Raw genomic sequence first — 12,352 nt, 5'->3', positions numbered from 1 at the left:
GTGCTTGTTTTATCGGGTAAAACCATGGCCGCGAACGGCATGGTTGTCAACCCGATAGTTTACCAAGATCAGGGTCACCAAGAGAAGGGCTGCGCCACCATTGTGGGCCACAGCCAACCACAAAGGCAGGTGCATCACCACATTGCCAATGCCCATGGTCACCTGCAGGGCCAGCACAGCCACCACCTTGATGGCCAGGGCCTTGGTGCCGGGGTTGCGCCACAAACGTGCCGCCAGCAACAGCAAAACCGCCGTAACCACCAAGGCGCCCAGCCTGTGGGTCATGTGAATGGCCGTCAATGAGGCCACGTTCAGAATCTGCCCGTCAGGGGTTTCGCCCAACTCACGCACCATGTGGAAAGCGTGGTTGAATTCCATGGTTGGCCAGTAACTGCCCTGGCAGGTCGGGAAGTCGGTACACACCACGGCCGCGTAATTGGTGCTGACCCAACCACCCAGAATGATTTGCGCGCACACCACCACCAAACCCAGCCGGGCCAGCCACAGCAGGCCACGGGTGTCGTGCACCGGGGCCACGGTTCGGGCCGGGCTGGTCTGGCGCAGCCACAACCACACCAGCAAACCCAGAACCGTCATGCCACCAATCAAGTGCCCGGTCACAATGGCGGGTTTCAGCAGCATGGTCACTGTCCACGCCCCAAACGCGCCCTGCAAACACACCACGCCCACCAAGACAGTGGCCAGGGTCGGCGACTGGCCTAACTCCTCGCGCTTTTTCCAGGCCATCACCGCGATGGCAATGATCAACAAACCCAAGAAGCTGGCAATGTAGCGGTGCACCATCTCTTTCCAGGCCTTGTGCATGGACACTGGCCCATGCTCGCCGCCCTGCTCGGCCACCGCGTCGGCGATGTGCTCAGCCGCCATTTTTGGGGTCAGCTTGCCATAGCAGCCGGGCCAGTCAGGGCAACCCAGGCCGGCGTCGGAAAGCCGCACATAGGCGCCCAACATAATCAGTCCGAAGGTCAGCAGGGTGGTGAAAATCACCAGTCGTTTGAAGCTCATACCAATGTCTCTCAGGGTGTAACCGTGTGTTGTTCGTCAGCCAATGTTGGATGCCCACAGCAGGCGGCTGATGTCTTTGCGGAACTTGTCAAACTCCAGTTGGGCGTTCGGCGGGAACCGCATCATGACGTGGCCCAGTGGGTCCACCACAAACACATGGTCGCGCAGCCCCAACACCTCGGTCGATCCTTTGGTGCCCACAATCCCTTTCTGCAGGGACAACCACCCTGTCAACTCGCTTTCCGGGGCCCGCACAAAATGTACATCCGGGAATTGGCGCAGCAGCATGGTTTCCAAGGGGCCGTTGTCCGTCACAAACACCACTCGCTCAATCCGCCCTTGGTCCTTGCCCTTGGAGGTGCGGGCCTGCCGCTGAAAGAACAGGGTGTTCTGGCACACGGCATCACAGTCACTGGCCATGGTTTGCACCAGCACCCATTTGCCTTTCAGGCTGGTCATGGTGAAGTCGCTACCGGCAAGGTTCTTGAACACAGTACCCGGCACTTCCACCTGGGGTTCAAGGATGGTGCCGTAGTTGTTGGTGGTGTCTGGCCGGTCAACCAGATAGAAATACAGCGCGGCCACGATGGGCAAAGCGCAGGTCAGAAAAACCAGAATCAGCGTTCTTCGGGCTTTGCCGCGTGTGCCTTGGGCCTTCTGCGGAGCCGTATCGGGGGTATTCATCGTCTCATCCTCACGTGTTCTTGTCGCTTTTGCGGTTCATGTCGCGCCACAGCAGCAAGGCTGTCAGCACCACCAACACCGCAGTCAGGCCATACCACTGAAAGGCATAGCCCCGGTGTTTGGACACCTGTTCAGGCAGGGCCACAGGCGCCTGCCAAAAGCCATCCACCTGCGTGGCAGACAGGCCTGCCCCTTGTTGACCAACCACCGCCATGGCCTGCACGGTGACCACAAAATTGGCCAGGCTCATCGGCAACTGGCGGGCATACAGGGTTGGGTTGAAGTTCGACCACACTGCCTGTCCGTTCTGGGTGTCCACCACCACTGAAGCCGGGTCGTCCGACACCTGTTTCATCCACAAGCCGCGCAGTTCAGCCGCCTGCGCGAAACGGGGCAGCACAGTGCCTTTCAGCTGCACAGGCCCGCTGGCTTGGCTTGGCGGCAGGGGCGGCGCTTCACGGGGGCGGGCTGGGTCACGCAACAGGTAACCTCGGTCCACCGCAATCAGGAAATCGCGGCCTTCAGGTCGAAAGGCCTGAATGACCTGCACCGCTGGCCTTCCCGACACCTGCCTGTTGTCGATGTAGACCGCACTTCCTGCCAAATATTCACCATGCAACTCAATTTGGCGATAGGACAAATTGTCCAAGTCGAGGTTCCCGCTGGCAGGGGACACCGGCGCTGCGGCCAAGGCTTGTGCCTGCCGCTCAAACAAAGCCTGCTTTTCCTCGGCCCGGCGGGTTTGCCAGTTCCCGAGGTTGAACGTCAGCACTGCCATGCTCAGGCCGAGCAGCAACGCGACAATCTGCCTCAGCGTCATGAGCCTGTCATCCATGCGATACTGCCTGTCAGTTGGCCGGGTTCGGCGCTTATTGCATGGGTTGGCAGTATGAAAGTAGTCATTGGCATCGCGTTTCTGGTGATTCTGGGCAGTTTGGGTTCTGCGTTTTTCTTTCTGATGAAGGACAAAAGCAAATCCTCACGCACGGTCAACGCACTGACCGTGCGAATCGGCATGTCCATCGCCCTGTTTCTGCTGATTCTGTTCGCCCATCACATGGGCTGGATCCAATCCACCGGCATCCGCTGAAGCCACAACAAGCACTCCATAAAAAAAGCCACCGGCATGCCAGTGGCTTTCATGACACTGCAAGCGGCCTTGCGGCCCACCTCGCAGCTTACAGCCAGTAAACCACCACATACAGGCCCAACCACACCACGTCCACGAAGTGCCAGTACCACGCCGCGGCTTCAAAACCGAAGTGGTGCTGGGGTGTGAAGTGGCCCTTGATGCAACGAATCATGATGAAGAACAGCATGATTGCACCGATGGTCACGTGGAAACCGTGGAACCCGGTGAGCATGTAGAAGGTGGAACCGAAAATGCCGGAGTCCAAACGCAGGTTGAGGTCGTTGTAGGCGTGGTAGTACTCATAGGCCTGAAAGCCCATGAAGATGGCGCCGAGCAGCACTGTCAAAGCCAAGCCCCACACCACGGCGCCGCGCTTGTTGGCGATCAGCGCATGGTGTGCCCAAGTCAGGGTGGCCCCAGAGGTCAGCAGTAACGCGGTGTTGATGGTGGGAATGGGCCAAGGGCCCATGGTCTGGAACTTGTCCACCACGCCAGCGGGGCCGGTGTTGGGCCACTGGGCGGAAAAGTCGGGCCACAGGAAGGTTTTGTTGTCCAGGTCGCCCAGCCATGGCATGGCAATGGTGCGAGCGTAGAACAGCGCGCCGAAGAAGGCGGCAAAGAACATCACCTCAGAGAAAATGAACCAGCCCATGGACCAACGGAAAGACACGTCCACACGGTCGCTGTACATCCCGCCTTCCGATTCGGCAATCACGTTCTTGAACCAGCCGAACAGCACGTAGAACAGGATGGCCAGGCTCAATGCAAATGAGGCTGCACCCCAGCTTGCGCCATTGACCCAGTTGGACATGCCCACGACGAAAAAGAACATGGCCACTGCACCCAATACGGGCCATTGCGACAGCCCGGGCACAAAATAATACGGTGCATTCGCACGCATGGTGGTTTTCTCCTTACTCTGATGTGTAGTGCTACTACTGCTTCTAATATTCGGTGCCCGTTAGACGGACTGGCTCACAACCCACTTCACCACAGCCAGCAAGCCCAATACAAACATGGCCGCTGCCAATATACCCACGATGATGACGTGCACAGGGTTCAACCTGCTCATGTCATCGGTGTGATCTTTCGACCTGCGCACTCCGAAAAACGACCACAGCACTGCGCTGAGCGTTTGCCAGAAAGTCGCCTGGTTCTTCTTGTTGTCGGTCATTGGCCGCCTTATTGAACCATGGCGGTTGCACCGGCCACTTCAAAAAATGTGTAACTCAGGGTGATGGTGTGAACATCGGAAGGCAACTTCGGATTGATCACAAACACCACAGGAAACTCTTTCTTTTCACCCGCCTTGAAAGGCTGCTGCTTGAAACAGAAACATTCCAGCTTGTTGAAATGCTCGGCCGCCTTGGCCGGCAGGTAGCTGGGAATGGCCTGGCCCGCAGCATCCTTGGGCAGGTTATTCACAATCTCGTACTTCACCGTGACCAGCTCACCGGGGTGAACGGTCATGGAGCGGGTTTCGGGTTTGAACACCCAATTACCGCGCTCGTTGGCATCAAACACCACCGTGATCGACCGACTGGTGTCCACCTGGGTGTTCTTGGCCAGCGCTGCCGCAGCTTTGTCCTGCTTGGTCAACACGTTGATGCCGGTCACCTCGCACAGGGCGCGGTAAATGGGCACCAACGCATAACCAAAAGCAAACATGGCAACGACAATCACCAACAGCCGCACCAACATCTGCCGGTGAATACCCAACACCGTGTTGCGCGCCTCACTCATGCCGACCTCGCCTGCGCTCAGTTCAACAGGTTCAGGATGTTGGGCTCCAGCACCTTTCTGGCCACAATGCCCAGAAAGAAGACCAATGCCACCGACATCAGAATCAATCCTGTGCGCTTGTTTTGCGCGGCTCTGTCTTTGTCGTCGTGCTTCACGGTTACTGCCTTTGCAAATGGACTGCTTACTTCACCAACGGGGGCGTTTCGAAGGTGTGGAACGGTGCAGGTGAAGGCACAGTCCACTCCAGGCCTTCAGCACCTTCCCAAGGGCTTGCAGGCGCAGGCTCACCCTGCCTGAACAACCAGGCGCGCAGTACGCACCACAGGAAAATCAGCTGTGACAGACCGAACCAGAAAGCACCCACGGTTGCAATGGCGTGGAAATCCGTGAACTGAGTGGCGTAGTCCGCGTAGCGACGGGGCATGCCAGCCAGGCCCAGGAAGTGCATGGGGAAGAAGGTCACGTTGAAGCTGATCAGGCTGGACCAGAAGTGCAGCTTGCCCAGCTTTTCGCTGTACATGCGGCCGGACCACTTGGGCAGCCAGTAGTAAGTGCCTGCAAACAGGGCAAACAGCGAACCGGCCACCAGCACGTAGTGGAAGTGGGCCACCACGTAGTAAGTGTCCTGCAACTGAATGTCGATGGGCGCAACCGCCAGAATCAGGCCGGTGAAGCCACCCATGGTGAACACGAAAATGAAGCCAACGGCGAACAGCATGGGCGTCTCGAAAGTCATCGAGCCTTTCCACATGGTGGCCAGCCAGTTGAACACTTTCACGCCGGTTGGAATCGCAATCAGCATGGTGGCGTACATGAAGAACAACTGGCCTGTGACGGGCATGCCGGTTGTGAACATGTGGTGCGCCCACACAATGAAGGACAGAATCGCGATGGACGCTGTGGCGTACACCATGGAGCTGTAACCGAACAACTGCTTGCGGGCGAAAGTGGGCACGATGTGGCTGACGATCCCGAAGGCCGGCAGAATCATGATGTACACCTCGGGGTGACCGAAGAACCAGAAAATGTGCTGGTACATCACAGGGTCACCACCGCCAGCGGCGTTGAAGAAGGAGGTGCCAAAGTGGCGGTCAGTCAGCACCATGGTGATGGCGCCTGCCAGCACGGGCATCACAGCGATCAACAGGTAAGCGGTGATCAGCCAGGTCCAGGCAAACATCGGCATCTTCATCAGGGTCATGCCAGGGGCACGCATGTTGAGGATGGTGGTGATGATGTTGATGGAACCCATGATGGACGAGGCACCCAGGATGTGCATCGCGAAGATGGCCGCATCCATGCCAATGCCCATCTGCACGGACAGGGGCGCATAGAGCGTCCAGCCTGCAGCAGTGGCACCGCCGGGCATGAAGAACGAGGCTGTCAGCACAATGGCGGCGGGCACCATCAGCCAAAAGCTGAAGTTGTTCATGCGGGCAAAGGCCATGTCAGAACAGCCGATCTGCAGCGGAATCATCCAGTTGGCAAAACCCACGAATGCAGGCATCACCGCGCCGAACACCATGACCAAGCCGTGCATGGTAGTCAGTTGGTTGAAAAATTCGGGCTGGAACAATTGCAAGCCGGGCTGGAACAGCTCGGCGCGCAACATCAGGGCCAGAATGCCGCCTTCCAGCAGCATCACGAACGAGAAGATCAGGTACAGGGTACCGATGTCTTTGTGGTTGGTGGCAAACAGCCAGCGGCGCCAGCCATGGGGATGGTCGTGCGCGTGGTCGTCATGACCATGATCATGGCCGTGGGCCAGGTCTGCAGCAGTCGTGCTCATTTGTGCATCTCCCTAAGCAATTATTGACGTGCAGCGGTCACAGCCTTGGGCTGTACTACCGGATCCGCACCAGCGCCGGCGTTGGTCCAGGCGTTGCGTGTGTACGAAATGACTGACGCAATTTCCACGTCAGACAGTTGTTTCCAGGCTGGCATGCCTGCACCCTTGCCGTTCAGCAGGATGCCGATCTGGCCGTCCTGGGGGCCCAACACGGATGCAGCACCCACCAGCGCGGGGAACGCACCGGGAATGCCTTGGCCGCTGGCCTGGTGACAGGCCGCACAGTTGGCGTTGAACACCTTTTCACCACGGGCCACCAAATCTTCCTTGGTCCATTCCTTGGTGGGGTCGTCTTGCTTGACCTTCATTTCGGTCAGCTTGGCTTGCACCCACTTGGAATATTCTTCCTCGGTTTTCACCTCAACCACGATGGGCATGTAGGCGTGGTCTTTGCCGCACAGTTCAGCGCATTGGCCGCGGTAAATGCCGGGCTTTTCAGCTTTGAACCAGGTGTCGCGCACGAAACCGGGAATCGCATCCTGTTTGACGCCGAAGGCCGGAATCATCCACGCGTGAATCACGTCGTTGGCCGTTGTCACAACACGGATTTTCTTGCCCACGGGCACCACCACGTTGTTGTCCACTTCCACGAGGTAAGTTTCGCTGCGGGCCTTGGACTGGCCTTTGTGGTCTTCAATCTGGTCGCGCGGGGTGGCCAGTGCGGACAGGAAGGAAATGCCTTCGCCTTCGCCGGCCAAGTATTCATAGCCCCACTTCCACTGGTAACCCGTGGCCTTGATGGTGATGTCCGCGTTGGAGGTGTCTTTCATGGCCACCACAACTTTCGTCGCAGGCAAGGCCATACCGATCACGATGAAGAATGGCACCACAGTCCAGGCCACTTCCACTTTGATGCTTTCGTGGAAACTGGCGGGTTTGGCGCCTTTCGATTTGCGGTGGGCGTAGATGGAATAGAACATCACGCCAAACACGGCGATGAAAATCACCAGACAGATGATCAGCATCAGCGTGTGCAGATCATAAATTTGGCGGGCGATTTCAGTGACAGGCTCTGTGAGGTTGTATTGACGCGGCAACCCTGACACATTTTCAGCAGCAGCAATGCCACCAACACTGGTCAGTGCAACCGCAGCGGCACCAGCCAGTGCTCTGCGCAACCCCAAGGACGACTTCAACATGGCGATCCTCAATTAAAAAAATACCATCTGTGTGCAGGGCTTGCGCAACATCACTCACATCGCCACGCTCCGGACCATACCGGTCGCCCCCTCCAACGCTTGCCTCAGTTCCTTCAGCAGCGCTGGTTTGTCTTTATCAGCAATAAATTTGCCTATTTTTACGTGTTGGCCTTTGCAACTGATCATCAAGGGTGCCTTGAACCGACCGTCGTAGCTGAGTCGAACCCAGCCAGGGGACAGGCAGATCTCGGTTTGTTGGGCGCCATGAGCAAAGACCAGCCTGAGGGCATCGGGACGCACTTCGATCATCTCGAAGTCGTTTGCATGGCGCGCATACATGAGAAACGCGCCACCCAACACCAACAGTTCCAGCCCGGCAAACGGCAACACAACCCAGTACCCTGCAAGCAGGAAGCCGGAGGCGATCAGCAGCGTCAAACCGCAGATAGCCAAGTACCACGCCATCAATTGCCGGGGAGTGAGTGCGCAGTTTTTGCGAAACACCCAACGGCTTTGAGCTTGGCCGGCAGCGGCCTCAAGAGAAGCCTGAGAACAGGACGTCGATTGAGATCCGTCTGGAATCATGCCCACACACCTTCTGAAGAGCAGTCATTCAGCCACCCCACACAAGAGTGATCCTGTGTAGAGGAAACCTTCGGATTATGGCCTAACTACGCCATTCCAATCAATATCGAGACGTACAACAAATGATAATTTCCCGAATTGATCAAAATACATTTCAATACAAGGGTTTCAGGTAGCCGGGCCGGGCTTCCGACCGCCGATGTCGCTGAGTTTGACTGTGGCCACATGGGTTTTGGGCACGCGCTGAACACGCCAGGCGTGGCCGTACACGAGCTCAAGAGTCAGGTGAATGCGCCCTGTGGCAGGTTGTCGCAGGGCTTCCAATTCAGCCTTTAACCGTGTAGGGAAGGTGCGGTCGCGCCACGCGGAGCCGCCGCTGGGCGTGTTGTTCACCACCAACGCACGCCAATCGTCAAGCAGCTTGTCCGGTGTGGAATAAGTCAGGGTGAGCTTTTCCATTTCCATGACCGGGTCGGAAAACCCGGACTTGGCCAGCAAATCGCCTTGATCATGCATGTCCACGAAATCAGGCATGTCCACACCCAGCCGCGCCAAAGCCTGACGCAGCTCCAGGCCAGTGTCTGGCCCGAAGGTGGAGAAAAACAAGGCCCCGTCTGGCCGCAACACCCGATGCCATTCTTGAAACTGAAAGGCAGGGTCTTCCACATGGTGCAGCCACAGGGGCGACCAAACCATGCCCGCCACGCCGTCGCCCACAGGCAAGGCCTGACCAGGCTCCGCCACCAGCGCACGTTCGGCCTTTTGGCCCCACTGGGCCCACAGGGCTCGAAACAGCGACTGGTTTTTTTGAACTGCGGGGTGCGTGGGCAAGTCGATGGGCTGCGGGGCCAACACGGTGCAATCCCGCTCGGGAAAGAGGTCACGCAAAGGGTTCAGTGTGTCGGGGTGTAGCCAGCCTTGGTGAAGCAATCCCCCCTCGACCGGGCGCATGATGCGCGCACGCTCCACCATACGCCGATGCACTTCGCCCAGAAGAAAGGGCATGTCTTGCACCACCCTTCGACGCCATTGGGCAACCCAGCGGGCATTGGAGCGTGAAACTTTCCAGAGTTGAGTCATAAATGGTGAGGGCGATGCCGGGGAACTACTTCAACACCTCATTGTACCGGAGTGCCTTCAACGCGCTCGAATGGCTGGGCCTGCTGAGCCAACGTTGCCGACACTGCGAGACGGACCAACACGTTTCCCAACGACTCGGCTTGTGCCCCGGCTGCACGACACTGGCGGGCCTTCGCAGCACCGTGTCGCGCTGCACCCAGTGTGGGCTGCGCTTGGGCGAAAAGCCCACCGAATGGGGCTGGACCTTGTGCAGACACTGCAAAGCCGAGCCCCAACCCGGCCAGACCACCGTGGTGTGTGCCGACTACGCCCCACCCTGGGACGACTGGATCACCCAGTTCAAATACCAAGCCCGATGGGACATGGCCGATTTTCTGGGGCAATTGCTGTTCCAAGCGGCGGTGAGCGCAGGTGCACCACGCCCCGACCTGTTGGTGCCGGTGCCCTCCCCGCCCAAGCGTGCGCGGCAAAGGGGCTATAATCAGGCCGCGTTGTTGGCCCATGCGCTGGGCAGCCGCTGGCGTGTGCCCGTGGACACCCGCTTGCTTCAGCGGTTGGACGAGCGTCGAAACCAAGCCGGGCTTGGCCGTTCTGCGCGGCTGAATGACTCGGGCGCCCGCATGGTGTGCACCCGCGCGTTGACCAGTCAATTGACGATAGGCTTGGTGGACGATGTGATCACCACCGGGGCCACGGTGGCGCGGTGCCGCTCGGCATTGATGCTGGCGGGCGCACAACACATCCACACCTTTGCCCTGTGCAGGACACCCGAATGATTCATGTGGTTTTGGTTGAACCGGAAATTCCGCCCAACACGGGCAATGTGATCAGGCTGTGCGCCAACACCGGCGCGCAGCTGCACTTGATTGAACCCCTGGGCTTTCCACTGGACGACGCCCGCATGCGTCGCGCTGGCCTTGATTACCACGAATACGCCAACATGCAGGTTCATGCCAGCTTCGAAGCTTTTCTGGCCACCTGCCAACCAAACCCGGCACGCTGCTTTGCCTTCACCACCAAGGGGCAACGCTCACCATTTGACGTGGCTTTCCAGCCCGGGGATTTCCTGTTTTTTGGCAGCGAAACCCGTGGGTTAAGCCCAACCCACAGGCAGTGGTTTGCGCCCGAGAACTGGCTGCGCCTGCCGATGCGGGCCACCAGCCGGTCGCTGAACCTGTCGAATTCGGTGGCGATCAGCGTATACGAGGCTTGGCGACAGCTGGGCTTTGAGGGCGGAGCCTGAGGCCAAATAGATGCCGGTGTTCAAGCATCAGTCTGTTCGGCCTTGGCACCACGGGACAACAAACGCATCACGCCCTCGCCGGGGCTGATGCCTTCAAACAGGGTGGCATTGACCGCCGCCGTGATGGGCATGTCCACATTCAGGCGCTTGGCCAACTCGTGAACCACGGGCGCACATTTCACGCCTTCAGCCACTTGGCCCAACTCGGCCAGCACTTGGTCCAGCGATTTGCCTTGGGCCAGCATCAAACCCACACGCCGGTTGCGGGACAAATCGCCGGTGCAGGTGAGAATGAGGTCGCCAAAACCAGACAAGCCATTCAGGGTGTCGGGTTGTGCGCCCAAAGCTGCCGCAAGACGCTTGATTTCCGCCATGCCCCGGGTGATGAGGGCTGCACGGGCATTCAAGCCCAGTTGCATGCCGTCACACATGCCGGTGGCCACCGCCATGATGTTTTTCACGGCACCGCCCACCTCGGCACCCACCAAGTCGTCCAATTCGTACACCCGCATGGCTGCGTGGTGGGCCGACCGAACCAAAGCTTGCCGGGTGCGCTCGCAAGGGGAGGCGGCAGTCAGCGCGCAGGGCAAACCCCGCGCCACCTCGGCTGCAAACGACGGCCCGGTGAGGGCGCCACCCACACTTTGACCCAGCACATCCTCAACCACTTGGTGCGGCATCAGCCCTGTGCCCACTTCGAAACCTTTGCACAACCAAGCCACCGCGGGCCATTGCGCCAAGGGCACCAAGCTGCGCAGTTGTTCAAGCGTGGCGCGCAAAGCGCCCATGGGCACACCCAAAACCCACAAGCCCTCAGCCGACCCTTCAACCAAGGCATGGCTGGCAGCCAGCGCAAAATCGGACTGAACCCGAAGGGCTGGATTGAGCTTGATGCCCGCCAAATAGCGGGGGTTCTCCAGGTTCTGGGCAATCGCCTGGAGAACCGCCGAGTCGCGGCCCCACAACACCACGCGATGGGCAAAGGCCATGTGGGTGGCCACCGCGGTGCCCCAGGCACCGGAACCGAAAACCGTGATGTTCAAGGGGCCTCCGCCTTAGGCGTTGGCAGTTGAACCGGCCTCTTGGGCAGCGGCTTCCTGGGCAGCGGCCAAGCGTTGCTGGTAGAACTGCTCAAAGTTGATGTCGGACAAATGCACAGGTGGAAAGCCAGTGCGGGTAATCAAATCGGCCACGTTGGCGCGCAGGTAGGGGTAAATCATGCCGGGGCACAGAATGCCCAGCAAGGGGTCGAACTGGTCTTGCGGCACATTGGCAATCTCAAAGATACCCGCTTGCTTGCATTCCACCAGAAAGGCCACGTTGTCGCCAATTTTGGCGGTCACGGTCACGGTGACTTCCGACTCAAAAATGGTTTCGGCCAGGCGCTGCGCACCCACATCCACCTGCACTTCAATGCTGGGGGGTGTCTTTTCCAGAAAAATTTGGGGGGCGTTGGGCAATTCCAGAGAGGCATCTTTGATGTAGACGCGTTGCATCTGGAATACGGCGTCTTGGGCTTGTTCGGCCATGAAAAATCCTTCGTTGACAGGTAAAAATGGGGCAATTGCACCCCGGGGTAGTGTTTATGATTGGGCTTGCAGCAGGGGCAGCAGTTTGCCTTCGCGGTCCAGCGCAGCCAGGTCATCGAAGCCACCGACATGGGTGTCGCCGATGTAAATCTGCGGCACGGTGCGGCGGCCGGTTTCGGCCATCATTTTTTCGCGCATGTCGGGTTGCAGGTCGATCCGGATTTTCTCGATCTGCTGCACACCGCGCTCGGTCAACAAGCGCTCGGCGCGGATGCAATAGGGGCATACGGCCGTGCTGTACATGCGAACTGGGGCGTGGGTGCTGCTCATCGTGAAACTCCT

General features: G+C 58.8%; 17 protein-coding genes. 3 read left to right on the top strand and 14 right to left on the bottom strand.

Annotation, left to right across the window (positions count from 1 at the left end; translation table 11 throughout):
• Positions 1–9 precede the first annotated feature (9 nt).
• From ACK4FF_RS02750 to ACK4FF_RS02740, 3 genes are read right to left on the bottom strand one after another with little or no spacing between them, the layout of a single operon-like run.
• Complete coding sequence (locus tag ACK4FF_RS02750) at positions 10–1,026, bottom strand: COX15/CtaA family protein (protein WP_409704345.1); 1,017 nt, start codon at positions 1,024–1,026, stop codon at positions 10–12.
• Between the two features lie 36 nt (positions 1,027–1,062).
• Positions 1,063–1,710 (bottom strand): SCO family protein, encoded by a 648-nt coding sequence (locus ACK4FF_RS02745; RefSeq protein WP_409704343.1) that lies wholly within the window; start codon positions 1,708–1,710, stop codon positions 1,063–1,065.
• Between the two features lie 10 nt (positions 1,711–1,720).
• Complete coding sequence (locus ACK4FF_RS02740; RefSeq protein ID WP_409704341.1) at positions 1,721–2,545, bottom strand: SURF1 family protein; 825 nt, start codon at positions 2,543–2,545, stop codon at positions 1,721–1,723.
• Between the two features lie 54 nt (positions 2,546–2,599).
• Between ACK4FF_RS02740 and ACK4FF_RS02735 the strand changes: the two genes are divergently transcribed.
• Positions 2,600–2,800 (top strand): twin transmembrane helix small protein, encoded by a 201-nt coding sequence (locus tag ACK4FF_RS02735; protein ID WP_409704339.1) that lies wholly within the window; start codon positions 2,600–2,602, stop codon positions 2,798–2,800.
• An 88-nt stretch (positions 2,801–2,888) separates the two neighbouring features.
• Here the strand turns inward: ACK4FF_RS02735 and ACK4FF_RS02730 are convergent, their stop codons facing one another.
• The 8 genes from ACK4FF_RS02730 to ACK4FF_RS02695 form a co-directional block, all read right to left on the bottom strand.
• Complete coding sequence (locus tag ACK4FF_RS02730) at positions 2,889–3,743, bottom strand: cytochrome c oxidase subunit 3 (protein ID WP_409704337.1); 855 nt, start codon at positions 3,741–3,743, stop codon at positions 2,889–2,891.
• A 60-nt stretch (positions 3,744–3,803) separates the two neighbouring features.
• A complete protein-coding gene (locus ACK4FF_RS02725) occupies positions 3,804–4,016 on the bottom strand; it encodes a DUF2970 domain-containing protein (protein ID WP_409704335.1) in 213 nt (70 codons plus the stop codon).
• An 8-nt stretch (positions 4,017–4,024) separates the two neighbouring features.
• A complete protein-coding gene (locus ACK4FF_RS02720; RefSeq protein WP_409704333.1) occupies positions 4,025–4,585 on the bottom strand; it encodes a cytochrome c oxidase assembly protein in 561 nt (186 codons plus the stop codon).
• Between the two features lie 17 nt (positions 4,586–4,602).
• Complete coding sequence (locus ACK4FF_RS02715) at positions 4,603–4,740, bottom strand: cytochrome oxidase small assembly protein (RefSeq protein WP_409704331.1); 138 nt, start codon at positions 4,738–4,740, stop codon at positions 4,603–4,605.
• Between the two features lie 26 nt (positions 4,741–4,766).
• Positions 4,767–6,374, bottom strand: a complete 1,608-nt coding sequence (gene ctaD, locus ACK4FF_RS02710) for a cytochrome c oxidase subunit I (RefSeq protein ID WP_409704329.1) — start codon at positions 6,372–6,374, stop codon at positions 4,767–4,769.
• A gap of 20 nt (positions 6,375–6,394) precedes the next feature.
• Positions 6,395–7,573, bottom strand: a complete 1,179-nt coding sequence (gene coxB / locus ACK4FF_RS02705) for a cytochrome c oxidase subunit II (protein WP_409704327.1) — start codon at positions 7,571–7,573, stop codon at positions 6,395–6,397.
• 54 nt (positions 7,574–7,627) lie between these two features.
• On the bottom strand, positions 7,628–8,158 hold the full coding sequence (locus ACK4FF_RS02700) for a DUF2244 domain-containing protein (RefSeq protein ID WP_409704325.1): 531 nt from the start codon (positions 8,156–8,158) through the stop codon (positions 7,628–7,630).
• Positions 8,159–8,326: 168 nt separating this feature from the next.
• Positions 8,327–9,163, bottom strand: coding sequence for a methyltransferase domain-containing protein (locus tag ACK4FF_RS02695; protein ID WP_409704323.1), 837 nt, complete (start codon positions 9,161–9,163; stop codon positions 8,327–8,329).
• A gap of 89 nt (positions 9,164–9,252) precedes the next feature.
• On the opposite strand from ACK4FF_RS02695, the gene ACK4FF_RS02690 reads away from it, so the two are divergent.
• Together ACK4FF_RS02690 and trmL are read left to right on the top strand one after the other, a co-directional pair.
• A complete protein-coding gene (locus ACK4FF_RS02690) occupies positions 9,253–10,014 on the top strand; it encodes a ComF family protein (protein ID WP_409704321.1) in 762 nt (253 codons plus the stop codon).
• Positions 10,011–10,481 (top strand): tRNA (uridine(34)/cytosine(34)/5-carboxymethylaminomethyluridine(34)-2'-O)-methyltransferase TrmL, encoded by a 471-nt coding sequence (gene trmL / locus ACK4FF_RS02685; RefSeq protein ID WP_409704319.1) that lies wholly within the window; start codon positions 10,011–10,013, stop codon positions 10,479–10,481. Before ACK4FF_RS02690 ends, trmL begins: the two co-directional genes overlap by 4 nt.
• Before the next feature lie 20 nt (positions 10,482–10,501).
• Here the strand turns inward: trmL and ACK4FF_RS02680 are convergent, their stop codons facing one another.
• Genes ACK4FF_RS02680 through grxC form a run of 3 tightly spaced genes read right to left on the bottom strand, consistent with a single transcriptional unit; the run spans position 10,502 to position 12,340 of the window.
• Positions 10,502–11,524, bottom strand: a complete 1,023-nt coding sequence (locus ACK4FF_RS02680) for an NAD(P)H-dependent glycerol-3-phosphate dehydrogenase (RefSeq protein ID WP_409704317.1) — start codon at positions 11,522–11,524, stop codon at positions 10,502–10,504.
• Positions 11,525–11,536: 12 nt separating this feature from the next.
• Positions 11,537–12,010 carry a protein-export chaperone SecB gene (secB, locus tag ACK4FF_RS02675; protein WP_409704315.1) on the bottom strand — a complete coding sequence of 158 codons (474 nt, stop codon included), beginning with the start codon at positions 12,008–12,010 and terminating at the stop codon, positions 11,537–11,539.
• 54 nt (positions 12,011–12,064) lie between these two features.
• Positions 12,065–12,340 carry a glutaredoxin 3 gene (gene grxC / locus ACK4FF_RS02670; protein ID WP_409704313.1) on the bottom strand — a complete coding sequence of 92 codons (276 nt, stop codon included), beginning with the start codon at positions 12,338–12,340 and terminating at the stop codon, positions 12,065–12,067.
• Positions 12,341–12,352 lie beyond the last annotated feature (12 nt).

This window comes from Limnobacter sp. (genome assembly GCF_046297615.1).
Taxonomy (GTDB): Bacteria; Pseudomonadota; Gammaproteobacteria; order Burkholderiales; family Burkholderiaceae_B; genus Limnobacter.
This window is presented reverse-complemented; position numbering and strand designations above follow the sequence as displayed.

What these genes read in the sequence shown, in the direction of transcription:
- ACK4FF_RS02750 (WP_409704345.1), bottom strand. Translation starts at nt 1,026, where the DNA reads ATGAGCTTCAAACGACTGGTGATTTTCACCACCCTGCTGACCTTCGGA.
- ACK4FF_RS02745 (WP_409704343.1), bottom strand. Translation starts at nt 1,710, where the DNA reads ATGAATACCCCCGATACGGCTCCGCAGAAGGCCCAAGGCACACGCGGC.
- ACK4FF_RS02740 (WP_409704341.1), bottom strand. Translation starts at nt 2,545, where the DNA reads ATGGATGACAGGCTCATGACGCTGAGGCAGATTGTCGCGTTGCTGCTC.
- ACK4FF_RS02735 (WP_409704339.1), top strand. Translation starts at nt 2,600, where the DNA reads ATGAAAGTAGTCATTGGCATCGCGTTTCTGGTGATTCTGGGCAGTTTG.
- ACK4FF_RS02730 (WP_409704337.1), bottom strand. Translation starts at nt 3,743, where the DNA reads ATGCGTGCGAATGCACCGTATTATTTTGTGCCCGGGCTGTCGCAATGG.
- ACK4FF_RS02725 (WP_409704335.1), bottom strand. Translation starts at nt 4,016, where the DNA reads ATGACCGACAACAAGAAGAACCAGGCGACTTTCTGGCAAACGCTCAGC.
- ACK4FF_RS02720 (WP_409704333.1), bottom strand. Translation starts at nt 4,585, where the DNA reads ATGAGTGAGGCGCGCAACACGGTGTTGGGTATTCACCGGCAGATGTTG.
- ctaD (WP_409704329.1), bottom strand. Translation starts at nt 6,374, where the DNA reads ATGAGCACGACTGCTGCAGACCTGGCCCACGGCCATGATCATGGTCAT.
- coxB (WP_409704327.1), bottom strand. Translation starts at nt 7,573, where the DNA reads ATGTTGAAGTCGTCCTTGGGGTTGCGCAGAGCACTGGCTGGTGCCGCT.
- ACK4FF_RS02700 (WP_409704325.1), bottom strand. Translation starts at nt 8,158, where the DNA reads ATGATTCCAGACGGATCTCAATCGACGTCCTGTTCTCAGGCTTCTCTT.
- ACK4FF_RS02695 (WP_409704323.1), bottom strand. Translation starts at nt 9,163, where the DNA reads ATGCCCTTTCTTCTGGGCGAAGTGCATCGGCGTATGGTGGAGCGTGCG.
- ACK4FF_RS02690 (WP_409704321.1), top strand. Translation starts at nt 9,253, where the DNA reads ATGCCGGGGAACTACTTCAACACCTCATTGTACCGGAGTGCCTTCAAC.
- trmL (WP_409704319.1), top strand. Translation starts at nt 10,011, where the DNA reads ATGATTCATGTGGTTTTGGTTGAACCGGAAATTCCGCCCAACACGGGC.
- secB (WP_409704315.1), bottom strand. Translation starts at nt 12,010, where the DNA reads ATGGCCGAACAAGCCCAAGACGCCGTATTCCAGATGCAACGCGTCTAC.
- grxC (WP_409704313.1), bottom strand. Translation starts at nt 12,340, where the DNA reads ATGAGCAGCACCCACGCCCCAGTTCGCATGTACAGCACGGCCGTATGC.